Annotated in this window: 15 protein-coding genes; 10 read left to right on the plus strand and 5 right to left on the minus strand. The window is 43.9% G+C overall.

Annotated elements, in window-relative coordinates:
* Position 1 precedes the first annotated feature (1 nt).
* Genes KXD93_RS02500 through KXD93_RS02515 form a run of 4 tightly spaced genes read left to right on the plus strand, consistent with a single transcriptional unit; the run spans position 2 to position 4,101 of the window.
* Positions 2-1,576: a glycoside hydrolase family 43 protein gene (locus KXD93_RS02500; RefSeq protein WP_258135281.1), complete on the plus strand. Its 1,575-nt coding sequence runs from the start codon at positions 2-4 to the stop codon at positions 1,574-1,576.
* 11 nt (positions 1,577-1,587) lie between these two features.
* A complete protein-coding gene (locus KXD93_RS02505; protein WP_258135282.1) occupies positions 1,588-2,238 on the plus strand; it encodes a hypothetical protein in 651 nt (216 codons plus the stop codon).
* Positions 2,226-2,729, plus strand: a complete 504-nt coding sequence (locus tag KXD93_RS02510; RefSeq protein WP_258135283.1) for an alpha/beta hydrolase — start codon at positions 2,226-2,228, stop codon at positions 2,727-2,729. Before KXD93_RS02505 ends, KXD93_RS02510 begins: the two co-directional genes overlap by 13 nt.
* Before the next feature lie 31 nt (positions 2,730-2,760).
* Positions 2,761-4,101, plus strand: a complete 1,341-nt coding sequence (locus tag KXD93_RS02515; RefSeq protein ID WP_258135284.1) for a family 43 glycosylhydrolase — start codon at positions 2,761-2,763, stop codon at positions 4,099-4,101.
* Between the two features lie 52 nt (positions 4,102-4,153).
* Here the strand turns inward: KXD93_RS02515 and KXD93_RS02520 are convergent, their stop codons facing one another.
* Complete coding sequence (locus tag KXD93_RS02520) at positions 4,154-8,248, minus strand: hybrid sensor histidine kinase/response regulator transcription factor (RefSeq protein WP_258135285.1); 4,095 nt, start codon at positions 8,246-8,248, stop codon at positions 4,154-4,156.
* 323 nt (positions 8,249-8,571) lie between these two features.
* Between KXD93_RS02520 and xyl3A the strand changes: the two genes are divergently transcribed.
* The 6 genes from xyl3A to KXD93_RS02550 all read left to right on the plus strand — a co-directional run bounded on the left by xyl3A (position 8,572) and on the right by KXD93_RS02550 (position 19,169).
* Positions 8,572-11,208 (plus strand): xylan 1,4-beta-xylosidase, encoded by a 2,637-nt coding sequence (gene xyl3A / locus KXD93_RS02525; RefSeq protein WP_258135286.1) that lies wholly within the window; start codon positions 8,572-8,574, stop codon positions 11,206-11,208.
* A 23-nt stretch (positions 11,209-11,231) separates the two neighbouring features.
* A complete protein-coding gene (locus KXD93_RS02530) occupies positions 11,232-12,512 on the plus strand; it encodes a family 8 glycosyl hydrolase (protein ID WP_258135287.1) in 1,281 nt (426 codons plus the stop codon).
* Positions 12,513-12,541: 29 nt separating this feature from the next.
* Positions 12,542-14,512 (plus strand): alpha/beta hydrolase-fold protein, encoded by a 1,971-nt coding sequence (locus KXD93_RS02535; protein ID WP_258135288.1) that lies wholly within the window; start codon positions 12,542-12,544, stop codon positions 14,510-14,512.
* A 12-nt stretch (positions 14,513-14,524) separates the two neighbouring features.
* Positions 14,525-15,370 carry a sialate O-acetylesterase gene (locus tag KXD93_RS02540; protein ID WP_258135289.1) on the plus strand — a complete coding sequence of 282 codons (846 nt, stop codon included), beginning with the start codon at positions 14,525-14,527 and terminating at the stop codon, positions 15,368-15,370.
* A 119-nt stretch (positions 15,371-15,489) separates the two neighbouring features.
* Positions 15,490-16,650: an endo-1,4-beta-xylanase gene (locus tag KXD93_RS02545; protein WP_258135290.1), complete on the plus strand. Its 1,161-nt coding sequence runs from the start codon at positions 15,490-15,492 to the stop codon at positions 16,648-16,650.
* Positions 16,651-16,670: 20 nt separating this feature from the next.
* Entirely contained in the window at positions 16,671-19,169 is a 2,499-nt protein-coding gene (locus KXD93_RS02550) for a glycoside hydrolase family 95 protein (RefSeq protein ID WP_258135291.1), read from the plus strand.
* An 839-nt stretch (positions 19,170-20,008) separates the two neighbouring features.
* On the opposite strand, the gene KXD93_RS02555 is transcribed toward KXD93_RS02550, so the two are convergent.
* From KXD93_RS02555 to KXD93_RS02570, 4 genes are all read right to left on the minus strand, one after another.
* Positions 20,009-21,325, minus strand: coding sequence for a gluconate:H+ symporter (locus KXD93_RS02555; protein ID WP_258135292.1), 1,317 nt, complete (start codon positions 21,323-21,325; stop codon positions 20,009-20,011).
* An 8-nt stretch (positions 21,326-21,333) separates the two neighbouring features.
* Positions 21,334-23,049 carry an IlvD/Edd family dehydratase gene (locus KXD93_RS02560; protein ID WP_258135293.1) on the minus strand — a complete coding sequence of 572 codons (1,716 nt, stop codon included), beginning with the start codon at positions 23,047-23,049 and terminating at the stop codon, positions 21,334-21,336.
* 169 nt (positions 23,050-23,218) lie between these two features.
* Positions 23,219-24,058, minus strand: coding sequence for a fumarylacetoacetate hydrolase family protein (locus KXD93_RS02565; RefSeq protein WP_258135294.1), 840 nt, complete (start codon positions 24,056-24,058; stop codon positions 23,219-23,221).
* 375 nt (positions 24,059-24,433) lie between these two features.
* A complete protein-coding gene (locus KXD93_RS02570) occupies positions 24,434-25,324 on the minus strand; it encodes an AraC family transcriptional regulator (RefSeq protein WP_258135295.1) in 891 nt (296 codons plus the stop codon).
* Positions 25,325-25,498 lie beyond the last annotated feature (174 nt).

The following is a 25,498-nucleotide window of genomic DNA, read 5'->3' on the forward strand; positions in this document are numbered from 1 at the left end:
GATGCGTAAATTTTTGATCAAACTGATTTTGGCGCCGGGCTTTTTGTTGTTATTCGAATTCGGTGCGCTTGCACAGGCCCATAATCCAATTATTTATGCTGATGTGCCGGATATGTCGATAATAAGGGTAGGGGATAGTTACTATATGAGCAGTACTACAATGTACATGAGTCCGGGCGTACCGATAATGAAGTCGAAAGATTTGGTTAACTGGAAAATTGTGAGTTACGCTTATAATATTTTAGAAGATACAGACGACCTGAACTTAAATAATGGTCAAAACAGTTATGGAAAGGGCTCGTGGGCAAGCAGCCTGCGTTATAATAATGGTATTTACTACGTGTCTACCTTTGCCGGCAATACCGGCAAAACCTATATCTATAGTACGCGTAATATTGAAAAAGGCCCGTGGAAGGCTTTGTCCTTTAAACCCAGCCTGCACGATCATTCCTTGTTTTTTGATGACGATGGCAAGGTTTATATGATTTATGGCAGCGGGTGGATAATGTTAGCCCAATTGAGGAATGATCTGACCGGAATAGAACCCGGCACAAAGCCGCAGGTTTTGATAGAGAACGCCAGCCTGGCTGCCGGGCCAAATTTAGGATTACCGGCGGAGGGCTCTCAAATGTTTAAAATCAAGAGGAAGTATTATCTTTTTAATATCTCATGGCCACGAGGCGGGATGCGAACTGTACTGATTCATCGCGCTGATCATATCGCAGGCCCTTACGAAGGCCGGTTGGCCCTGCAGGACAATGGCGTAGCTCAGGGCGGTTTGGTGGACGCGCCAGATGGCCGATGGTTTTCATATCTTTTCCGCGATTTCGGTGCTGTGGGGCGTGTGCCCTATCTGGTTCCGGTACAATGGGATAATGGTTGGCCCATATTGGGGATAAATCATCAGGCGCCCGATACAATACCATTACCGGGAAACAAATCGCTAATGCCGGGAATCGTTTCATCAGATGATTTTAACCGTAAACGCGGGGAGCGTGATTTGCCGTTGGTTTGGCAATGGAACCATAACCCGGTAAATGAACTTTGGTCAGTAAGGCAACATAAAGGATACCTTAGGCTCACTACTGGAAGGGTTGACACAACTATACTATCGGCCAGAAATACGCTCACTCAACGCACCTTCGGGCCTGAATGCTCGGGTATTACGGCCATTGATGTTTCCGGGCTTAAAGATGGTGACCGGACCGGACTTGTGTTGCTACAAAAAAAATTTGGTTGGGTCGGCGTTAAAAAGGAGGGTGGCAATAAGTTTATTGTAATGGTAAACGCACAAAGTGGCTCTTCAATCGAGTCAATAAATATTCCGCTTAACCAAAACTTGGTATATTTTAAAACATCATGTGAGTTTAAAGACCGGGCAGATAAAGCAAACTTTTATTATAGCCTTGATGGCATTAATTGGATCTCAATAGGTTCTACGCTCCAAATGGCATATACCCTTCCGCACTTTATGGGTTACAGGTTTGGCCTTTTTAATTATGCCACAAAAGCCACAGGGGGCTACGCCGATTTCGATTATTTTCAGATAAGCGATAAAATACTATCTCAACAGTAATAAAAAGAAATATGAAAAGCTTAATACCTCTTTTATCCTTGTTGTTGCTTTTCGGGTTTGAAGCCAAATCGCAGGATAATAAAGCCATTCCTGATACTATGGGAAGCTTGCCGGCTGTTACAAATGTAAGGGGGGCGAGATACCCGCTTATTTTGCCTAATCATCATGTTATATTCCGCATAAAGGCACCGGATGCGCAAAAGGTGCAAATAGACTTAGGAAAAAAATACGATTTGATTAAGGGCGATGACGGTTTTTGGAAAATAACGACAGACTCGGTAAGTGAAGAATTTCACTATTACACGCTTTTATTAGATGGTTTTGCAACTGCCGACCCGGCAAGCGAAAGTTTTTATGGAATGGGCAGGATGGCCAGTGGCATTGAAATTCCGTTTGCTGCGGGCGATTACTATGCAGAAAAAGATGTGCCGCACGGCGACATCCGCATAAAAAAATATTACTCTACGGTTACCAAATCGTGGCGGCAGGTTTACATCTATACACCTCCCGGATACGACACAAATATCAGTGAAAAATATCCTGTGCTTTACATTTTACATGGCGGTGGAGAAGACGAGCGTGGCTGGGCTACACAGGGGAAAACAGCTATGATTATGGACAACCTGATTGCGAAAAAAAGGCCAGGCCAATGCTGGTCGTAATGCCTGATGCCAATATGGGCGCCACAGCGTTTGGTATAGACGGCTTAAAGGAATTTGAAGCAGAAATGAAGCAAAGCATTATCCCGTTTATTGAAAATAATTTCAGGGTGAAAAATACGCGTGCGGACCGCGCGCTGGCCGGGTTATCCATGGGCGGGATTAATACACTGTACACCGGCGTTTATAACACCAATTACTTTTCATATTTGGGGGTGTTCAGTTCCGGATGGATAGTGCCTATGCAAAACAGCATAGCCGACGCCCAATATGGATACATGAAGCAAAACAGTTCCAAGATTAATAATGATCTGAAATTGTTTTGGTTGTCAGCGGGGGGTAAGGAAGATATTGCCTATAAAAACGGCCAAATTATGCTGGCCAGGTTTGACGAACTGCACATACATCATACCTATTACGAATATCCGGGCGGGCATACATGGCCGGTTTGGAGAAATGACCTTTACCATTTTGCTCCGCTATTATTCAAGTAATAATCAAAAAACAATTGAAAATTTAAAAACGATGAGATATTTTAAGCAACGCCTGATGTTATCGGGCTTAATCTTGTGCGTCAATTATTTAATGGCACAAAACCCATTAATAAGGAATCAATTCACTGCCGACCCTTCGGCGCGGGTATTTAATGGCAAGGTTTATCTTTATCCCTCGCATGATATTTTGGCTTCACCCGGGCATGGCAAGGTTGGATGGTTTTGTATGCAGGACTATCATGTATTTTCATCATCAAACCTAACTGACTGGACAGACCATGGTGTAATTGTAAGTCAAAATAAAGTGCCATGGGTCGACTCCGCAACCTATAGCATGTGGCCCCCCGATTGTATTGAGCGGGAGGGAAAGTATTATTTCTATTTTCCTGCTCCTGCAAAGGCGGGCGGTGGAAGAGGATTTTCAATTGGTGTTGCAATAGCTAACGACCCAGCGGGCCCGTTTGTCCCTCAGCCAACGCCCATAGTGGGCATCCACGGCATAGATCCTAATGTGCAAATTGCCCTGGATGGCCAGGCATATATTTACTGGGCACAGGGAAACCTGTACGGGGCAAAACTAAAGGCCAACATGCTGGAGTTAGATTCCGAACCGGTAAAATTGGAAGGCTTTCCTGATAAAGGCTTAAAGGAGGGCCCTTATTTATTCGAACGCAAGGGCATTTATTATATGACTTATCCGCATGTCACTGATAAGATCGAGCGGCTTGAATATGCCATGTCTGACAATCCCCTGGGGCCGTTTAAATATGCAGGCGTATTGATGGACGAATCCGCTTCGGGGTGCTGGACAAATCATCAATCAGTCATCGATTTTAAAAGCCAATGGTATTTATTTTATCACAACGACGACCTGTCGCCGGAGTTTGATAAAAACAGATCGGTAAGAGTTGACAGTTTGTTTTTTAATGAAGATGGAACCATCCTTAAGGTTATCCCAACTTTACGGGGAGTTGGGATAACCAGCGCAACAAAAAAAATTGAAATTGATAGGTTTAGTGCTAAAAGCACAGATGGGATAGCAATAGCGTTTCTTGACACAGCAAGCAAATTTCAAGGCTGGAAGACCATTTTCAATAAGCCAAACTCATGGGTAAAATACAACAGTGTTTCGTTCGCCAATAAAAAATTGAAGCATATTTGTGTAAATGCCCGTTCAACTACAGGGGGCACATTATTGATAAGTACAGCAGCAGTGCCAAACAAAATTATAGCAAAGGTGAGCATACCAAAGGGCGATGATTGGAACGTAACTAAAATTACACTGCAATCGATTCCCGTTGGTGTGAAAAATCTCGTTGTACAATTGCAAGGCGTGGGTAACCTGGAAGTTGATTGGATAAGTTTTGAGTAACAGCTTGAATTTCCGTCATAAACCTTATCAGTTAAAAAACAGCATAACGGCTTTATGCCATTATGCTGTTTTTTTCAATCTTCCGATACTCGGTTGGAAGTACATTGAATTTATCTTTAAACGAACGCGAAAAATAATGGGGTGTAGCGAAGCCAGCCTCATAAGCTATCTGTGAAATGGTAAGATCAGTTTTAAGCAGCAATACCGCGGCACGGTCTAGTTTATATGATCTGATAAACTCAACGGGCGGAAGGCCTGTAAGTTCGAATATTTTGGTGTAAAGCGCTCCACGGCTCATGGCCACGTGCTGGCTTAAATCCACAACAGAAAATTTGGGGTTGTTTAAATTATTATCGATATAGCTTACTACTTTGGCTAAAAACTTTTCTTTGCTCGATTCAACTTCCATGCCGGTATGTACCACTTTTAATTGCCTTGTATAAGTATTTTTAAGCGATGTGTTAAGTTGTAACAAGTTTTTGATTTTTATATTTAAAATCTCAAAGTTAAATGGTTTAGTCAAATAGTCGTTCGCTCCCGATTCAAGTCCTCTTAGCTGTTCATCCTCGCCGGTACGGGCGGTAAGCATTATAAACGGGATGTGGGTGGTGCGTTTATCAGCTTTAACTTTCCTGCTTAGTGCTATACCGTTCATAAGCGGCATGGTTATATCGCTGATGATTAAATCGGGGTGGCACGATAGTGCTTTATCCCAACCATCTTCGCCATTTACCGCTTCCACAATTTTGTACCGTGTTTTTAAATTATCCTTAATATAGTAACGGAACTCATCATTATCTTCCACTATAAGCAATACCGGCATTTCTCCCGCAGCGGATTTGTTATCGGCTTTGGCAATGATGTCCTGTTCGCAGGTAACTGTTTTAAGCGGCAAACAATTGCTTATGGAATTGTCTGCGAAAACTTCGAGCGGGAGCAATACAGTAAATACCGATCCTTTACCTTTTTCACTTTCAACAGAGATGCTGCCATCATGCATTTCAATAAATTCCTTAGTGATTGAAAGCCCGATGCCGGTCCCCGCATTTACTTTACCGACGCCGTTATCGCCTGCCTGATAAAACCGCTTAAATATCAACTGTTTTGTATCAGGATCTATACCGATACCGTTATCGCTCACTTTAAATTCCAGTACGGTTTTATTTGGCCGGGATGCAGGATGTTGAACGAGGTCGACACAGACTGTACCTCCTGGCAAGGTGAATTTAAAGGCATTTGAAAGAAGGTTAAATAGGATCCGTTCTACTTTGTCATGATCAAAGCATACAAACAATTTTTCATGCCGGGTATTAAACTCAAGCCCAATACCGCGCAATTCCGACAAATCATGAAACGAATCAACAACTCCGCTTATAAAGGAAATTATCTCACCCTCGCTGAGGCTAAGCTTTAATTCATGTTCTTCTAATTTCCGGAAATCTAAAAGCTGATTTACTAAATTCAACAGCCGCCGGGCATTTCGTCGTATGACTGCCAGCTGCCCGGTGGTGTGGTCATCTTTATGCTCAGCCAATAACTTATCGGCCGGTGCCATTATAAGCGAAATTGGTGTGCGGAACTCATGGCTCAAATTGGTAAGAAACTTAATTTTTAATTGGTCAAGTTCATGTACCCGATCTGCTTCCCTGCGCTCCTGCTCGATGGCAAGTTTTGCCTTCAATTTGTTAATTCCTCTATGGCGAATATACAGCAGCGCGCCTACCACCGTTAGCACATACAACAAATACGCATACCAGGTCATCCATATCGGTGGATGGATAACGATACGGATTTGTGTCCCGGTATTGTTCCATATCCCATCGTTATTACAAGCCCTCACCATAAACACGTATTCGCCGGGATCCAAATTTGTATAATAGGCTGTTGTCGCCGAACCAACATAATTCCAGTTTTTATTGAATTTTTTAAGCATGTAGGCGTATCGGTTTTGCTGCGGAACCGTAAAATTAATTGCCGAATAACTGATTGAAAAATTTTGCTTGTAATCCAAATCAATTTGCTTTGCTACCGAAATGTTTTGTTTGAGAGGTGAGTGATCGCCTGCCGGCACAACGGCATTGTTTACTTTCAAGGCGGTAAAAAATACGGGGGGGACGTTTTTGTTATGATTTACATCCTGCTGTGGGTCAATATAATTGAACCCTTCTGCTCCGCCAAAGAAAAACAAACCCTTGCTTGTACGGATACCCGCCCCATCTATAAATGCATCGTTTTGGAGGCCGTTATAAGCGGAATAACGCGTAAACTTTTTCAACGCTGCGTTGAATTTGCATATTCCCTTACTGGTGCTAACCCAAATGTTACCGCTTTGATCCTCCAGCAACTTGTGAACTACAGGGTCCGGAAGATTTTCTGGTGCCGGATAACTCACCCAATTTTTACGATTGGCGTTGTAGCAGTATAAACCGTCGCCGGCGGTACCTACCCACATGTTCCGGTCATGATCTTCCAGTAATGAAAATGCCCGATCAACCGCCATTCCGGTATTTTTATTGTCATACACGGTAAACTTTTGGGTACTTGGGTTGAGCACGGCTATACCACTACCATAGGTTCCAATCCAAATGTTTCCCTGATGGTCTTCTTCAATAGCTCTTATGAAACCATTAACCGGCAAATACCTTTCATCGGCAGATACAGGACTTGACACATATTTTAAAAAAGTTTTTGTGCCGGGGTCATATACGTTCACACCGCCGCCATTGGTCCCTATCCAAACCCTTCCTTTGCTGTCTTCCTTGAAGCAAAAAATTTCGTTCTGGTTGATATGCCTGGCGTCATTTCCTGCAGTTAACTGTTGGTATTGTCCTGTTTTGGTATTGTAGATAAATATCCCGTCCTGAAAAGTGCCTATCCAAAGCTGCCGGTTCCGGTCCAGCATCATCGTTAATATCGGAAGACCAGCCGAGTTCTTCTTTTTTTTGGCCTTAATGGCAATATGACTGAACAAGCCTGTTTTTGTATGGAAAAGATTTAATCCTCCACCGTCTGTGCCTACAAATATATCTCCGTCTTTATTCTCGGCGAACGAGGAAACGAATGGCGCGTTTAAGCCGGCAGGATCATAAGCGTTATTTTGCCTGGAGTTAAACAAAGTGAGGTTTTTGTCATACTTATCCACACCTCCCTGGTAAGTGCCAATCCAATAAATGCCTTGAGGATCGTTATAAATACAGCGGATAGATTTGCTGCTTACGCTAAATTTATCTCTGTCGTCATGGTTATAGCGCTTTACTTTTCCGGAAACGGTATTTACAATATTCAACCCGCCCTCGGCACCCACCCAAATATCATCGCCGCTGGCGGCTATACTATAAATAAGGTCACCGCTCAATGTACCATTGTCGTCGGCACTGTATTTAAGCGTCCGAAAGGTTTTTAAATCGGACGATAGGGTGCTAAGCCCCCCATTTGTGCCTATCCAAAGTGTATGCCGGCATTCTGCTATCGTATTTATCCCATCATTTGGGATGCTAGAAGTTTTTTTTTCATCGTGCCGAAAGCATCTAAAATTGTTTGCCGCTTCATTATAAAGGTATAACCCTTTACCTGTTCCAACCCACATCCGTTGTTGGCTGTCCCTATAGATGGCCAATACAATACCCGGATGAATATCCCCGAATTTGTTTTCGTCGGACTTGTAGAAAACCTCTCTCCTGGTTTTAGGGTCAAGTACGCACACACCCGTAAGCGTGCCAAGCCAGAGCCGGCCATTTTTATCGCCGTACATTGCCCTTATATACCTGTCCGCATCTTCCTTGTAGGAGGAAAGTTCTTTGTAAGGTTGAAACTTGTCTTGCGAGCGGTCGAAGAAATATAACCCGCCGCCCATGGTACCTACCCAAAGCTTTCCTGCGCCATCTTCATACATACATGTAATCTCCTTTGAGCGATATCCCAATTTATCGGACCGGTCAAAACGGTAGGCCTTATGTTCCATGCCGTCAAATCTGTCAAGCCCATCGGCTGTTGCAAACCATAAAAATCCGTAACGATCCTTAATAATAGCATTAACCGTATTAGATAGCAAACCATCGTGGGAAGTCAATACCGTAAACCGGATCGTTTGGCCATGGCATTGACAGGTTGCGCTAAGCAACGCTGCTACTAATGCAATACAATACATCACTTTAACCTGAGTACGCTTGAGTTGTAGTAGAGATATTAACATGGCAAGGCTGTTATTTTAAATGGTACAGGCAATCCCTTTATCAGAAGATAAGTATGCCAATAATTTAATTATTTAGAACAATGGTTTATAAAGGTTCGGCTGCCAACTAAAGGTATGATGGCGTACCCACAGTGTAAATTTAAAGTTTAAAATCCGATTCGGCAATCGATTGCAGAAAAAAAATATTCGACATTTTTTATGCCTATTTCAACCAAAGTGTTCAGTTACTCAACATTTGTGGCATATCAAGTTCTATTTTCAAAATACATTTGACCCACATGGATTGGCCGCTAATTAAATCACTGATTACATTAAACATGATGGACCTGAAGAAAAACTTAGTTACTTCTATATTGATCGTATGCGGCTCCTGCGCCTCTGCGCAAAAGCTACCATACCAAAACCCTAATTTACCATCGGCGATAAGAGCAAAAGACTTAGTATCCAGGCTGACGCTTAAAGAAAAAGTGACATTGATGAAGGATGTTTCAGACGCTATCCCCAGGTTAGGGATTAAAAAATTCAACTGGTGGAGCGAAGCCTTGCATGGTTATGCCAACCAGGGCCCGGTTTCGGTTTTTCCCGAACCCGTTGGTATGGCCGCATCATTTGATGATCAGCTGGTTTTCAACGTTTTTGATGCGGTTTCCGACGAAGCACGGGCAAAAAATAATGCGTATAAAAAACAAGGCGAAAGCCAGCGCTTCCATGACTTATCTGTGTGGACGCCAAACGTAAACATTTTCCGCGATCCGCGCTGGGGGCGGGGGCAGGAGACCTACGGCGAAGATCCATATTTAACCTCGCGCATGGGTGTACAGGTGGTGCGCGGTTTACAAGGCCCGGCAGCTGCCAAATACCGAAAATTGCTCGCTTGCGCCAAGCACTTCGCGGTACATTCCGGGCCAGAGTCAACCCGTCATCAACTTAATATAACAAATGTTGAACCGCGCGATTTGTGGGAAACGTATCTTCCGGCTTTTAAAGCCCTGGTACAACAGGCTGACGTAAGGGAAGTTATGTGTGCTTATCAGCGCATTGATGATGAGCCCTGCTGTGGTAACAGCAGGCTATTAGGCCAGATATTACGCAATGACTGGGGCTTTAAGTACCTTGTTGTTTCTGATTGTGGTGCCATAACCGACTTCTACCGTAGCCATCATTCATCGTCAGATGCCGCGCACGCTTCAGCAAAAGCTGTGCTTTCGGGTACCGATGTTGAGTGCGTCGGTTACGCATTTGATAAGATACCTGAGGCGGTTGCCCATGGGCTAATTAAAGAAAAGGATATCAATACGAGCGTAATCCGTCTGATGACACAGCGCTTTGAGCTTGGCGAGATGGACAAGGACGAACTGGTACCCTGGACCAAAATTCCAATGTCTGTAGTTAACTCCGAAGCACATCAAAAGCTTGCCCTTCAAATGGGCCGGGAAGCCATGACGTTGCTGCAAAATAAAAATAACATTTTGCCGCTCAGCAAAACGTTGCAAAAAATCGCAGTTATAGGCCCTAACGCCAATAATTCGCAAATGCTTTGGGGAAACTATAATGGCACCCCAACTAATACCATAAATATCTTAGATGGCATTAAGGCTAAATTAAGCGCCGGACAAGTTATCTACGACCAGGCCTGTGACTTAACCGATGATAAAATCACGTTAAACGGATTCGATCAATCAGCTATTGACGGCAAACAAGGCATTCGCGCTACTTATTGGAACAACCGGACTTTTGAAGGGCCGGCGGTAATTACCGGTCAAATAACTAACCCTATTTCACTTACAACATTGGGTGCACACCAGTTTGCCCAGGGCGTTAGCCTCGAAAACTTTTCGGCAAAATATGAAACTACCTATACGCCAACTGTTAGCGATGAAATTGTATTCAAGTTGGAGGGGACTGGCTCTGCCGAACTCTTTATTGATGATAAATCGGTGTTGAGGACAGGCAGCTGGCGGGCAATACCTACACGTTATACCTTGCATGCAGCAGCCGGCAAAGCGTATAAAATAGAAGTGCGTTACAAGCAATTAAATAACTGGGATGCGAGTTTGGGCTTTACCTACGGCAAAGAAATCCCGGTAACTTTCGATAAATTGGTTGATAAAGTAAAGGATGCTGAAGTAGTTATTTTTGTTGGCGGCATATCGCCGCGACTTGAAGGGGAGGAAATGCCTATTTCTTTACCAGGGTTTAAGGGCGGTGACCGCACTGATATTGAATTGCCTGCTATACAGCGCAGTTGTATTGCAGCATTAAAGAAGGCAGGTAAAAAAGTTGTTTTTGTGAATTGCTCGGGCTCGGCAGTGGCAATGGTTCCCGAAACGGAAAACTGCGATGCCATTTTGCAGGCATGGTATAGCGGTGAACAAGGCGGACAGGCAGTTGCCGATGTGCTTTTTGGCGACTACAACCCGGCGGGCCATTTACCGATCACCTTTTACAAAAATGTACAGCAACTTCCTGATTTTAGCGAATACTCCATGAAGGGGCGCACCTATCGGTATATGACATCCGAACCATTGTTTCCATTCGGTTTCGGCTTAACGTATACAACATTTAACGTTGGCGATGCCTTAGCCAGCAAAACCCAAATACTTAAAACTGAAGGCGTACAATTGACCGTGCCTGTTGCCAATACGGGAAAGCGCGATGGAACAGAAGTGTTGCAAGTGTATGTGCGGAAATTAAATGACTGGGCTGCGCCAGTAAAAACGTTGCGCGCATTTAAACGGATACAATTATCATCAGGAGCAAAAGAGATGATAAAAATAGATCTGCCCGCAAAAACCTTTGAGTTTTTTGACCCCACTGACGCGGTAATAAAAGTAACGCCCGGCGAGTATGAATTACTTTATGGAGAAAGCTCGGATAATAAAGATCTGAAAATTATAAAGATCAAAATCATATAAACAAATCGCTATTTAATTAAAATATGAATATAAGAAAATTAGTGCCTTTATATTTAATGGCTATCGCATGGCCCGTTTTTGCAAATTGCCAAAGCCACAAGGCTTCAAAAAAAATGCAGGGTAGGGGCGCAGTTGTATCCGGCAAGTATCCTAATCTTTTAAACGAAGCAGGTTATACCAAGGCCGACATTGACAGCAAGGTGGCAAAGGCGTATCACGATGTGTTTGAAGGCCCTGATAAGGTTTATTTTGAGGTAGGCGATTCCATGGCCTATGTGTCTGATGTTAAAAACCACGATGCCCGGACAGAGGGCCTTTCGTACGGTATGATGATAGCTGTTCAGTTGAACAAAAAAGATGTTTTTGACCGGATCTGGCGATGGTCGAAGAAATTTCTTCAGCACCAGGACGGGCCACGGGAAGGCTACTTTGCCTGGAGCATTAATCCTGTAACAATGAAGCGTAATTCGGAGGGTTCTGCCTCCGACGGGGAGTTGTATTTTGTTACCGATTTGCTTTTTGCCGCCAACCGCTGGGGAAATAATACAGGCATTAATTATTACGCGGAGGCCAGAAGGATACTGGATTTGATGTGGAAAAAAGACGGTACAGGCAATATCCATTCGATAATAAATATGGAGTCAAAACAAATTTCCTTTGTACCCGAAGGTAAAGGGTATGAATGGACTGATCCATCGTACGATTTGCCTGCATTTTACGAAGTATGGGCGCTTTATGCGAAAGATGGCCACGAACAATTTTACCGGGATTGTGCCGACACGGCAAGGGTGTTTTTACACCGGGCTTGTGACCCTGTAACCGGCCTTAATCCTGATAACAGCGAGTTTAGTGGCAAACCGCGTACCTGGGGCCAAATGAAGCCGGCCTTCCGCTTCGACTCCTGGCGGGTACCTATGAATATCGCGATGGATTATGTTTGGTTCGGGAAAGATAAAATGTGGCAGCAAGCTTATGCAAAACGCATCCAAAATTTTCTGCGCTCAAAAGGCATCAACGATTTCGACGATCAGTTTAACACTGATGGCACTGCACCTGAATTTGTGCTACCGGCAGGTGGTGTAAAAAAATTACGGCACTCGCTGGGTTTGGTAGCGACATCGGCTGCAGCCTCGCTGATGATTACCGACAATACAAAATTCGATTTTGTACGCCCGCTTTGGAGCGCCAGGCTGGAACCTTATCCGGATAGTTATTTCGATCCGTATTATGATGGTTTACTATACGTATTCAGCCTGATGCATCTCAGCGGCAAATACCAGTTGATACAGCCACAAACAATTTGAAATTCTATTAACCGATAAACACGATAACAATGAACATCTCTCAACAAACAAAACGATTGTTTTTTACGGCGGTTACCCTCGTTTTTTTTAGCATAACAGCTTACCCGCAAGGCATAGTTACCCAGGCACGGGTAGGTTTTGATGAATTTCGTGCAGCTATCCCGCACGGTAAAATCGATACCATCACTTACGAATCAAAGACCGTGGGCAACACCCGCCGCGCACTTATTTATACGCCTCCGGGATATTCGAAAAATAAAAAATACCCCGTATTATATCTTTTGCATGGCATTGGTGGTGATGAAAAGGAATGGTATAACGGTGGCGGTCCCCAGGTGATATTGGATAACCTGTATGCACAGGATAAAATTGTACCTATGATCGTGGTGTTGCCAAACGGCAGGGCCATAAAAGACGACCGTGCAGTTGGAAACGTAATGGCCCCCGAAAAGGTGCAGGGTTTTGCCAATTTTGAAAGAGATTTGTTATCCGATTTGATACCGTTTATCGATGGCAAATACCATGTATACACCGATAAAGATCACCGGGCTGTAGCCGGCCTTTCAATGGGTGGTGGGCAATCATTAAATTTCGGTTTGGGCAACCTTAGCGAATTTTCATGGGTAGGCGCTTTTTCTGCAGCCCCCAATACCAAAAAGCCCGAAGATTTGGTTCCTGATCCCGATGCCGTAAAAAATAAACTGAAATTGCTTTGGATATCATGCGGCTCGAGCGACGGGTTGCTCTCATTCAGCAAACGTACCCACGATTACCTGGTAGAAAAAAATGTACCTCATATATATTACATCGAGCCGGGCGTTCACAACTTTAAGGTATGGAAAAATGGCTTATATATGTTTTCGCAATTGATTTTCAAACCTGTAGATCCATCAACTTTTCCTCAATATACTTATAACGAGGCAGGTGTACCCGCATCTACAAATATTCCGGGTGTAAAATATCCCGAGATATTTCCAGATAATACCGTTTTTTTTCGTGTAAAGGCACCCGATGCAAAAAGTGTTCAAATTGACCTGTTAAAAAAATATCCAATGAACAAAGATACAGGCGGCTATTGGACAGTAACTACTGATCCTGTTGCATTGGGTTTCCATTACTATTCGTTGATAGTTGACGGCGTTGCTGTTGTTGATCCGGCTACGCAAACTTTTTATGGCATGGGGAGAATGGCCAGCGGCATTGACATTCCTGATCCGAACGGTGATTATTATACCGTGAAAGATGTACCCCACGGCGAAGTACGCTCGGTAAACTACTACTCCAATATAACCAAGTCATGGAGGCGGGCAAATGTTTATACGCCACCCGGTTATGATACACAAACCGACCAACGGTACCCGGTACTTTACCTGCAACATGGTTCGGGCGAAGACGAAACCGGCTGGCCTGCACAAGGAAAAATGAATTTTATATTGGACAACCTGATAGCAGCTAAACAGGCAGCCCCGATGATAGTTGTGATGGACAGGGGGTACGCCACCGACCCAACACAGCCGGTAACTACCAGCAATCGTGCATTTATGGCAGGCAATGTTTTTCCGGATGTGCTGGTAAAGGAAATTATCCCTATGGTTGATGCAAAATTCAGGACGCTTGCCGACCGCGATCACCGCGCTATGGCAGGGCTTTCAATGGGAGGTTTTCAAACCTTTCAAACTACCATGACCAATCTGGACAAATTTGCTTATGTAGGAGGTTTTAGCGGAGCTGCATTTATGCAGCCTGGTAACGATGTATCCAAAATGTACAACGGCGTGTTTGCCGATGCAAATGCTTTTAACCAAAAAGTTAAAGTACTTTATTTAAGCGTGGGTACTGACGAACCGGAAAGAATGCAAACCATGGTAAAGGGATTTCACGAGGCGCTTGACAAGGCGGGCATTAAACAGGTGTTTTACCAATCGCCGGGAACCGCACATGAATGGCAATCTTGGAGACGTTCCTTAAACCAGTTTGCAAGCCTGATATTCAAGAATTAATTAGCCATGAAAATGAAATTTAGATTCATAGCCATGGTGTGCCTGGTTCTTTTGACTTTGAAAAGTTTTTCGCAGGATAAGAAGTTTTACATTTTTATTTGCTTCGGGCAATCGAACATGGAGGGCAATGCGAGGATACAGGCTCAAGATTCTATTGGTATCGACAGCAGGTTTCAGGTATTGCAAGCGGTTGACTGTGGCGAAGGCAGGCTAAAAGATAATTGGTACACCGCTATACCGCCATTGGCACGGTGTAAAACCGGCTTAACCCCGGCCGACTATTTTGGCAGAACACTGGTAGCCAATCTGCCAAAAAAAATACGGATTGGCGTGATAAACGTTTCTGTTGCCGGTGCCAAAATTGAGGTTTTTGAAAAGGACAGTTACCAGTCGTACCTCGCAACGGTACCTGGCTGGATGAAAAATATAGCCGCTGAATACGGCGGAAATCCATATGCAAGATTAATAGCGCTAGCTAAATTAGCGCAAAAGGCTGGTGTGATTAAGGGGATACTGCTGCATCAGGGTGAATCCAATACCAACGATACGCTATGGACTAAAAAAGTGAAAGGCGTTTACGATAATTTGATGAAAGATTTAAACCTTAAACCTAAAAAATTGCCTTTACTTGCAGGCGAAGTGGTTAATGCCGACCAGGGCGGTATCTGCGCAAGCATGAACAAAATTATAGCCACGCTCCCCCAAACTGTTCCCAACTCCTATGTTATTTCTTCGGCGGGCTGCACCTGCTCGCCGGATCACCTCCATTTTACAGCCGAGGGATGCAGGTTGTTGGGAAGACGATATGGCGGGACAATGCTTTCACTATTGGGTTATAAGGTTAAGGAAGATCAGTAAACATCAGGCTTTGCCTGACGGGCTGATCATACGATAGTTGGACACATTGATAAAAACAAAAAAAGCAATTAAAAATTATGGATTTTCTCACTTTAATAAAAAAAACAAGTCCAGCCCTAATGTACCTGACAATCACACTAAGCATTTTATTTTTTGTTCAATGTACGTCAAAGCATCAGGTAACAGCAGCTTCCCTGGTTGGTACAGCTACTGGTAAAGGCTTAAAAGATTATTATAAAGATTATTTTCCAATTGGTGTGGCAGTAAGCATGGCCTCGTTGCACGGGCCCGACTCTGCTTTAATTGTGGAGGAATTTAACAGTGTAACGCCAGAGAATGATATGAAGATGGGGCCGATACACCCATCCGAAAATGTTTATAATTGGAAAAATGCCGACGCTATTGTTGATTTTGCTGTGAGCCGGCACATCAGAATACGCGGCCACAATTTATGTTGGCATAACCAGGAAGCCGGATGGATGTTTAAGGGGCCGAACGGCGAACCTGCAACTAAAGAATTGCTTTTACAACGTTTAAAAGACCATATTTTTGCTGTAGCCGGAAGGTATAAGGGCAAAATTTACGCGTGGGATGTTGTAAATGAGGCGGTTGATGACAGTGACGATACCACGCAGGTATATCGTAAAAGCAATTGGTACAAAATATGCAATGGCCCTGATTTTATCGATTCGGCCTTTAAGTATGCACATGAAGCCGACCCGGATGCGAAATTATACTACAATGACTATAACAGCGAACATCCCGTAAAAAGAGAGAAAATATTTAAGCTGCTGCAGAAATTGATTGCCGGCCACGCACCTATTGATGGCGTTGGGATGCAGGCACATTGGAAATTGAATGATCCGTCGCCCGACGAATTACGTAAAGCCCTGGACGAAGTGACGTCACTGGGTTTAAAGGTACAGTTTACCGAAATGGATATTACCATACGTTTGCCTAAGCCAAACCCCGCTTCCGGCACAATGCCCGCCGCAACGGCAGTCCCCGACTCAGGTTACACTCCCCTGGCAGAAGCCAAACAAATTGCCCAATACAAAATGGCGTTCGATATTTTCCGGAAATATAAGAGGTTTATAACAGGCGTTACCTTCTGGAATGTGTCCGATCGGTCAAGCTGGTTAGACGGGAGGGGAGGAGGACTTATGGGAGGTGCCGCAGCCGGCGCGAATACGCCCCGCGTTGTTAGAAAAGCCTACCCTTTATTGTTTGACGAAAACAGGCAACGCAAAAAGGCCTACTGGGCTGTTGTGAATTTTTAACCAGTAACAAACCCTAATATATGACAGGAGTATTTTACAAGAAGATGAACATTTTTACGGCGGCATTATTGATATTTTCATCGGTACAGGCGCAACAAAAACATGCAGGTAAAAAAACAATTGTGCCGCAGAACAATGCGCGCTATAAACTATGGTATAAAAAACCGGCAAAAAACTGGAATGAAGCCTTACCAATCGGGAATGGCTTTATAGGGGGTATGGTATTTGGCAATGTACAAAACGAACGCATCCAGTTCAATGAATCAACGATATGGGGAGGAGGTCCCAATAATACAATCGATTCGAACGCAAAGCCTTACATTAATCAGGTGAGGGCGCTGCTCGCAGACAAAAAATATGAAGCAGCGCAGGAATTAGCCAACAACAAACTTGGGCCAAAAGGCAATAGCGGCATGCCGTACCAACTTGCAGGCAACCTGTACATTAAGTTTGATGGTACTGATAGCGTCAGCAATTACTATCGCGATTTGGATATTGCAAATGCCACGGCTGTTGTAAAATACACTTTAAACGGTGTTAACTACAAGCGGGAATATTTTACAGCATTTGGGAGCAATGTGTTTATGGCCAGGCTTACGGCAGATAAGCCCGGCATGATCAGCTGCAAGTTGAAACTCCTAAGCCCTTTAAAATCTGCTGTTAGCATAACTGACAAAGCAACACTTGTTTTATCCGGCCAGGGCAGCGACCATGAGGGCCAAAAAGGACAGATTAAATATACTGTGCTCACAAGAGTTAAAAACTCCAGGGGAACTTGTGTTACGGATACATCGGGCATAACCATTGTAAATGCCGATACGGCGGTGATATATCTTTCGATAGCCACCAATTTTGTTAATTATCATGATGTTTCGGCAAATTCAATGACACGGGCGGAAAATATTTTAGATAAAGGCTATCAGCATAACTTCGATGAACTGCTAACTAAACACATCAGGTTTTACCACTCTTATTTCGATAGGGTTAAACTCAACTTAGGTATCGATAGCTCAGCAAGCCTCCCTACAGATATCCGTATAAAAAATTTCTCTAATAATAATGACATCCAGTTGGCAGAATTATATTTCCAATACGGTCGTTACCTGTTGATTTGTTCTTCTCAACCAGGGTCGCAACCCGCCAATTTGCAAGGCATTTGGAATGGCGAGGTTAAAGGCCCGTGGGACAGTAAGTATACTGTTAACATAAATACCGAAATGAACTATTGGCCAAGTGAGGTAACGCAATTACCGGAATTAAGCACGCCCCTTTTTCACATGATAAAAGATCTGTCAGTTACGGGCACGCCAACTGCAAAAATAATGTATGGAGCACGCGGATGGATGTTGCATCATAACACCGATATCTGGCGTATCACCGGCTTAGTTGATGGTGCCTTTTGGGGATTGTGGCCCACATCAAACGCGTGGCTCAATCAGCATCTTTGGGAACATTATTTGTATTCAGGCAACAAACAATTCCTGAAGGAATATTATCCAATTATGAAGGGCGCCGCTGAGTATTATATTGACGCCCTGCAAAAAGAACCCGAACATGGTTGGCTGGTAGTATCACCCTCGATATCGCCTGAACACGAATATATCGACGGCAAAAACCAGGTATCTGTAACTGCGGGTGCTACCATGGACAACCAATTGGTTTACGGCTTATTTACAGATGTTATAAAGGCTGCAGCAGAACTGCAATTGGATAAGGTTTTTGCGGATAGCCTGGTAAATTACCGAAGCCAATTACCTCCTATGCAAATTGGCAAACATGGGCAGCTACAAGAGTGGCTTGAGGATTTTGACCGCACCGACGATCACCATCGGCATGTTTCTCATCTTTACGGCCTGTTTCCGGGAAACCAAATATCTCCCTTTACGCAACCACAACTGTTTGCGGCCGTAAAAAATTCACTCAATTACCGTGGCGATGTATCAACCGGGTGGTCAATGGCGTGGAAAATCAATTTGTGGGCTCGTTTATTGGATGGCAATCATGCTTATAAACTTATCAAAGATCAAATAAAACCTGTAACAGGGAACTCCGGCGGCACTTATCCCAATTTATTTGATGCTCATCCGCCGTTTCAAATTGATGGTAATTTTGGCTGCACCTCCGGGATAGCAGAGATGCTCTTACAAAGCCATGACGGTGCAATTTACCTATTGCCGGCATTGCCTGATGAGTGGAAAAATGGCAGCGTTTCGGGATTAATGGCAAGAGGTGGCTTTAAAGTTGATATGAAGTGGGCCAACCACAAAATTATAAAGCTGGTTATACATTCCTCGCTTGGCGGAAACTGCCGGCTGCGTTTTAATCAACAAATGAATAACAAATTTTTAGCAGCAGCAAAGGGAAGTAACAAGAATCGTTTTTACCAGGTGATGGATTTAAAAGCACCGATAGTAAAAACCAGCAACGAAAACATTTCACCCAACCTAACTAAGACATGGGTTTACGATATGCCGACAACGCCTGGTAAAACTTATGTTATAGAAAAGCTGATAAACTAAAATATCTGAAGAGCTATCCCCTTAGCCGATCGAAAATTAAACGCGCAGCAGCGGCAAAGTTTTTATGCGGCTGTTACGGATCGTAATAAGTTTCACTTACCCAACTTTATAAGTATTAATCATTTCCAACTTACCATTATCGAGGTGATGCAGTTTGGTAACCTTAACGTTCCTGAGATTTGTTTTGCCCGAAAGCTCAGTGTCGTGATAAAATATATAACATTTATTATTAAACTTAATAATGGAGTGATGCGTTGTCCACCCCTATACAGGTTGCATAAAGTGCCCGGCGTACACAAAAGGCCCAACGGATCAACACGCGATCCTGGCAACGGGGAAGCCCACGGGCAACTATCTACTGACACAGCCCATTTTCGACCTGGTCGCAGGCAGGATGCTGGAAACCTTTCACCGGGACTGTATTAAAGAGATTACTAAGATAGTTGTGGAATCCGCCATAAATTTATCGCCAGCGGTACGGTGATCGGTATGGCAGGACGATTAATCCTTTCCGCAAATTACTATATATCAACAACTTGATGGAGGCTTTTTAAAACTAGTCACTGTTTTGCTCACATATTCTTTAACAGTGATTGATACAAATTTAACGATCTCTTTTAAATTACGTAACTACAACTTAGATTAGTTTTGATAACCAAAGTGCTCATGCTCTGTTTTATGCTCCTAAAATATTTGATCAAACATATTCGCGTGAAAATTTATTAGGCAATAATTCCGGCAAGCAACCATCGGTTTTTAATCGAACGAATTACAGGTTAACAGCCACACGCCACCCACTTATATTATCAATGCAGGCGACGGTAAATGCTGATCCTTATTTACTTAAGCATCTGGTTCAGAATGAGTATGCCGATGATACCGATAAATGAGACAAGTGTTTCCATCAAAGACCAAGACAAAAAAGTCTGCTTCACGGATAAACCCATGTACTCTTTGAACAGCCAAAAGGAAGTATCATTAACATGAGAGCAGAAGAGACTGCCAGCGCCTACGGCCAGGACCATCAGGTTAGGATTGACCGCGTTGTGTGCAAGCAACGGATAAACTATTCCTGCGGCGGTAAGACCAGCTATGGTAGCCGAGCCCAGGCAAAGCCGTAGTATGGCTGTGATAAGCCATGCCAAAAGAAGGGGCGGCAGATTAAGACCCAGCAAAATCGAGCCGAGCTGAGCGCTCACCCCCGTTTCAATAAAAATTTGTTTTAAAATCCCGGCGCTTCCAATGATCAACAGGATCATCGCGATATCCTTTACTGCTTCGGCATATATGGCCATAACCACAGTTAGCTTTTTACCCATCCTGATGCCCAGGGTATACGTTGCGATACAGATGGTCAATATCATAGCTATAATAGGTTCGCTAATAAAACCAGCCATGTTTTTTATAAAAATGTTATCGCCATACCACCTGGCTATCAAGTTCGTACTTCCCATGATCAGCACAGGCAGTAAGGCGGAGATCATACTTGTGCCTATTCCGGGCAATTCTTCGTCAGGCAACTGATGGCCCTGCAAATTAATTGTCGGGCCGGATCGCATATTTTTTAATGTACCTGCAAAAACGGGCCCTGCAATAATCATAGCTGGTATAGCAATTAATACGCCATATAAAAAGGTTTTGGCGAGGTCGGCATGAAACTGGATGGCCAGAGCCATGGGAGAGGGATGCGGCGGTACAAAACCATGCATTACGGAAAGCGATGCAAGCATGGGTAATCCTACATATACCAATGGCAGCTTATAATTATAAGCTACAGAAAATATGATGGGAATGAGTAATACAAAGCCTACATTATAAAACAAGGGAATACCGACGATAAACCCCGTTAATGACATGGCCCACGTAACATATTTATAACCAAAAACATTTTTTAACACCGTAGCTATTTTTTGTGCGGCACCGCTGTGGGCCACCAGCTTGCCAAGCATCGCTCCTAACGTAATGATGATCACTAATGAGCCAAGCGTATCGCCCAGCCCTTTGTTAACTGCCGACGGGATATGGTTTATGGGCATGCCCAGGAGCAAAGCCGCCATAACAGATACCACTAAAAACGCGAGGAAGGTATTGACCCTGGCCCAGGTTATGAGCAGCACAAGCGTAACGATACAGACAAACACGACGAATATGGCCATGGTTCTGTTTAATGCGAATCGCGTGTTACCGTCGATCCTGATCCACCTACCAGGAAATCCAGGTCCGCGCCTTTGTCTGCCTGCTGTACGTGCTTAATATACAAGTTCACATATCCGCGGGATGCCAACGGAACCGGAGGTATCCATTGACTTCTTCTGCTGGAAAGTTCTTCATCGGTTACTTCCAGGTGGATTCGCTTGTTGGCTACGTCCAATTCGATGATATCGCCGTTCTCAACAAGCCCCAAATTTCCACCAATGGCTGACTCGGGCGATACGTGCAGGATAACCGTACCATAAGCGGTGCCGCTCATCCTGCCGTCTGATATCCTCACCATATCGATCACGCCTTTATCCAGCAGCTTTTTTGGCAGGGTCATATTACCGACCTCCGGCATGCCGGGGTAGCCCACGGGCCCAACGCTTTTTAATACCATTACGCAAGTTTCATCAATGTCCAGGTCCGGGTCGTCTATCCTGGCGTGGTAATCCTCAATGTCATCAAATACCACCGCGCGGCCCCGGTGTTGCATCAGGCTTGGTGTAGCGGCGGAGGGTTTTATTACGGCACCATTTATTGCCAGGTTCCCCTTTAACACAGTTATGCCGGCTTCGTAAATAAGCGGCTGCGCAAATTCATAAATAACTTCCTTATTATAATTTATTCCCCCGCTGATAATATTTTCACCATGGGTTTTACCGCTCACGGTAATGGTGTTCATATTTAAAACCGGTTGCATCTGTTTTAAAACGGCAGGGATACCGCCTGCATAATAAAAGTCCTCCATCAGGAATTTCCCCGAAGGCATCAGGTTTACCAGCAGCGGCATTTTACTTCCCAAATCATCAAAGTCCTCCAGGTTTAGTGGTACACCTATTCTGCCGGCAATTGCCGTAAGATGGATGATGAAGTTTGACGAACCACCTATGGCGGCATTTACCTTAATAGCATTTTCAAAAGCATCACGTGTGAGTATCTTGGAGATTCGCAGATCTTCCTTAACCATTTCAACTATTCTTCTACCGGAAAGTTGGGCAAGCCTCTTCCGTCTTGCGTCAACAGCCGGTATGGCGGCCCCGCCTGTCAGGCTCATGCCTAATGCTTCCACCATGCAGGCCATGGTGGAAGCCGTCCCCATTGTCATGCAATGACCCGGGCTACGGGACATGCAGCTTTCTACTTCTGCGTATTCCTCATAGCTGATATTACCTTTTTTTAACTCTTCGGTCAGCTTCCACACACTGGTACCTGACCCGATGTCATGACCATGGTATTTGCCATTCAACATCGGCCCTCCCTGCACCACGATTGTCGGGAGATCTACACTTGCTGCACCCATTAAGGTGGATGGCGTGGTTTTATCGCATCCGGTAAGCAATACCACTCCATCAATCGGGTTGCCTCTTATCGACTCCTCCGCATCCATACTGGCCAGGTTGCGAAACAGCATGGCCGTGGGTTTTAGCAACGTTTCGCCTAAAGACATAATCGGAAATTCCAGGGGAAATCCTCCAGCTTCCAGTACCCCGCGCCGCACACTTTCGGCGATATCGCGCAGGTGAGCGTTGCAGGGTGTGAGTTCCGACCAGGTGTTACAAATCCCGATCACCGGCCTGCCGTCAAACATATCCTCCGGCATTCCCTGGTTTTTCATCCAACTCCGGTAGATAAGGCCCATCTTATCTTTTTTTCCGAACCAGTCTGAACTTCTATATGATCCCATATTATGTATAATGTTTTTGTAATTTATATTGCTTCCTTGAGCATGCTGCCGTTGATTACCCGCCGATAGCCAAATGGTTTGTGTTTTTTAATTCATCGGACAAGCTGCCTATATGATCATAACACTTCCTTCGGCTGGGCCTTTAAACCTATAATATGTTCTTCAACGTTCATATTGCAACTGTATTAACAAGGGCTCCGATCCCGGCAATCGCTATTTTTATCACGTCCCCACCCAATAGGGTAAAATCATCGGCGGGGATGATCCCGGTGCCGGTCATTAAAAAAACGCCAAGGGGAAAGTCCAGTTCCCTAAACAGGTAACTGACCAGTTCTGTATGCTTACGTCTCATTTGGTTGATCGATATCTGGTCGCTGAAAACGACAGCCGATCCCCTGATAATTTCAATGGCGATATTGGTATCTGGATCTATAGGCCCCTCTTGCACCAACAGGCAGGGGCCAAGCGACGCCGCGCCATTGTATGATTTGGCCTGGGGTAGGTAAAGCGGGTTTTCACCCTCAATATCCCTCGAAGACATATCATTCCCTATAGTATAGCCTTCTATTGTGCCCTCCGCGCAAATAAACAAGGTCAATTCCGGCTCGGGGACGTTCCATTTAGAATCTCTGCGGATGCGAACCTCATCACCAGGCCCAACGGTACGGGATGCAGGGGCTTTAAAAAAAAGTTCCGGGCGTTCTGCGTCATATACACGGCTGTAAAAGTCGCCTCCCTTAGTATCTTTTGATTCCTCGATCCTGGCTTCCCTGCTGCGGAAATAAGTTACGCCCGACGCCCACACTTCCTGATCACCTATCGGGGCTAATATAGCTGAACCGATCAGTTCCTTTAGCCTATTGTCAGGTTTAAGATGTTGCAATTCATTGCTTACGTTTTTATAAAGATCGCTGCGGTTAATAAAAGCATTCCAGTTATTTTCTTCAGTCAGAAAATATTGCTGATGCCGGCTGATAATAATACCCTGCGCTGTTTTATAAATTCTCATGATAATTGGTTAAGCTTAGTCAGGTTGAATATATGGTTGATGGCCTTATTTTTAGAACCCTGAATCTTTCAAGCGATCAGCAAATATGCCTTATAAAGCTTTATTTAAAGTATATTGTTAATATAATACAAAAAATTGCTTCAATAATAAAGTGGCGAGCGCTATTAAACCTTCGGGCGGACTAAAGCGTGCGCCATGGTGAACGTGCATGATCCCCAGGCTGCGTATATTTATACGAACCAAGATAAATCAGTAGTAGATAAAAATGGTGGGGCTGTTATTTGGGTTGGCTTGCTTTTGAGCAGCATGATCCGTCAAATATGCCTCTTATGGAAATCCGCAAATGGCTTTTTTTTGTTAATTATCAATGCATTACTATTCAGTGGGCCTTAGCGCTTCGGTTTTGAGGTAATTGTTCCTGTAATCCAGCGGTTTTTTTTTGGTGAATGCCTTAAATTGATGGTAAAAATGAGAGATATTATTATAACCGCAAGCGTAACCGATCTCAGCCATGTTAAAGTCTTCTTCTACAAGTAACCGGCAAGCATTTCCTATCCTAACTTCCATCAGGAACTGGATATAAGTTTTTTTTGTTTTTGATTTAAAGTACCTGCAAAACGAATGTTTCCCCATATTTATAATGCCTGCCACATCTTCCAAAACTATTTTTTGGTGATAGTTATTAAAGGTATACTCAAATATCGTATTAATCCGGCTTTGGTCGACCCTGTTTACTTCTTGGTTAAAACCGCTGGACGATATCAATTCATATTCCTTCGAAGTTGCTATCAACTCCAGCGCCGATAACAAATTGATCAACTTTCTTGCAGGAGGGCCATGAAGCATTTCCTCTGCTATCTTAGCTACCTTTCGCCTGGTTGATCCTTTTAACCGCAAACCCAGCTTACTTATATTTAATAACTTTACGATCGGACTGATTTCGGGAAGATTTAAAAATACATCCCCCCAGAAATTATTCTGAAACAGGATCACGATCGTTTCTCCGATTTTTTCATCATTCCGTTCAAGGTATTTTTTTTCGCCTCTGAAGGTATGTGGTAAATTGGAGCCAAATAAAAATACATCGCCGTTCTTAAAAGGGCCGACATGGTCACCTATCAAGCAGGTGCCATAAGTTCGTTTAAGTACTAACAGTTCACATTCTGGATGATAGTGCCAGGCGCTTGTTATAGCATGCCCGATATCCTTATGAATATTAAAAGAATGCTCCGGGTTCGGAGTGGCCTTTTTCAACGTAGCCTTCATATGTATAATTGGTTAATTACAGTTGTAAGTTATAAATTAAGCTTTATACTCTGAAACATTTTTTTTGAGATATCCATGGTTTCATTGAGTACGAATAGATAAGTTGCCATCATGGGTGTTACCTATCAAAAGTCTGCTTAGCAGCGAACAGATGGGTTGGCATCTAAAATATTA

Source organism: Mucilaginibacter phenanthrenivorans, assembly GCF_024721155.1.
GTDB lineage: Bacteria > Bacteroidota > Bacteroidia > Sphingobacteriales > Sphingobacteriaceae > Mucilaginibacter > Mucilaginibacter phenanthrenivorans.

What these genes read in the sequence shown, in the direction of transcription:
- KXD93_RS02540 (WP_258135289.1), top strand. Translation starts at nt 14,525, where the DNA reads ATGAAATTTAGATTCATAGCCATGGTGTGCCTGGTTCTTTTGACTTTG.
- KXD93_RS02515 (WP_258135284.1), top strand. Translation starts at nt 2,761, where the DNA reads ATGAGATATTTTAAGCAACGCCTGATGTTATCGGGCTTAATCTTGTGC.
- KXD93_RS02555 (WP_258135292.1), bottom strand. Translation starts at nt 21,325, where the DNA reads ATGGCCATATTCGTCGTGTTTGTCTGTATCGTTACGCTTGTGCTGCTC.
- KXD93_RS02545 (WP_258135290.1), top strand. Translation starts at nt 15,490, where the DNA reads ATGTACCTGACAATCACACTAAGCATTTTATTTTTTGTTCAATGTACG.
- KXD93_RS02535 (WP_258135288.1), top strand. Translation starts at nt 12,542, where the DNA reads ATGAACATCTCTCAACAAACAAAACGATTGTTTTTTACGGCGGTTACC.
- KXD93_RS02520 (WP_258135285.1), bottom strand. Translation starts at nt 8,248, where the DNA reads ATGTATTGTATTGCATTAGTAGCAGCGTTGCTTAGCGCAACCTGTCAA.
- KXD93_RS02550 (WP_258135291.1), top strand. Translation starts at nt 16,671, where the DNA reads ATGACAGGAGTATTTTACAAGAAGATGAACATTTTTACGGCGGCATTA.
- xyl3A (WP_258135286.1), top strand. Translation starts at nt 8,572, where the DNA reads ATGGATTGGCCGCTAATTAAATCACTGATTACATTAAACATGATGGAC.
- KXD93_RS02530 (WP_258135287.1), top strand. Translation starts at nt 11,232, where the DNA reads ATGAATATAAGAAAATTAGTGCCTTTATATTTAATGGCTATCGCATGG.
- KXD93_RS02500 (WP_258135281.1), top strand. Translation starts at nt 2, where the DNA reads ATGCGTAAATTTTTGATCAAACTGATTTTGGCGCCGGGCTTTTTGTTG.
- KXD93_RS02510 (WP_258135283.1), top strand. Translation starts at nt 2,226, where the DNA reads ATGCTGGTCGTAATGCCTGATGCCAATATGGGCGCCACAGCGTTTGGT.
- KXD93_RS02565 (WP_258135294.1), bottom strand. Translation starts at nt 24,058, where the DNA reads ATGAGAATTTATAAAACAGCGCAGGGTATTATTATCAGCCGGCATCAG.
- KXD93_RS02570 (WP_258135295.1), bottom strand. Translation starts at nt 25,324, where the DNA reads ATGAAGGCTACGTTGAAAAAGGCCACTCCGAACCCGGAGCATTCTTTT.
- KXD93_RS02505 (WP_258135282.1), top strand. Translation starts at nt 1,588, where the DNA reads ATGAAAAGCTTAATACCTCTTTTATCCTTGTTGTTGCTTTTCGGGTTT.
- KXD93_RS02560 (WP_258135293.1), bottom strand. Translation starts at nt 23,049, where the DNA reads ATGGGATCATATAGAAGTTCAGACTGGTTCGGAAAAAAAGATAAGATG.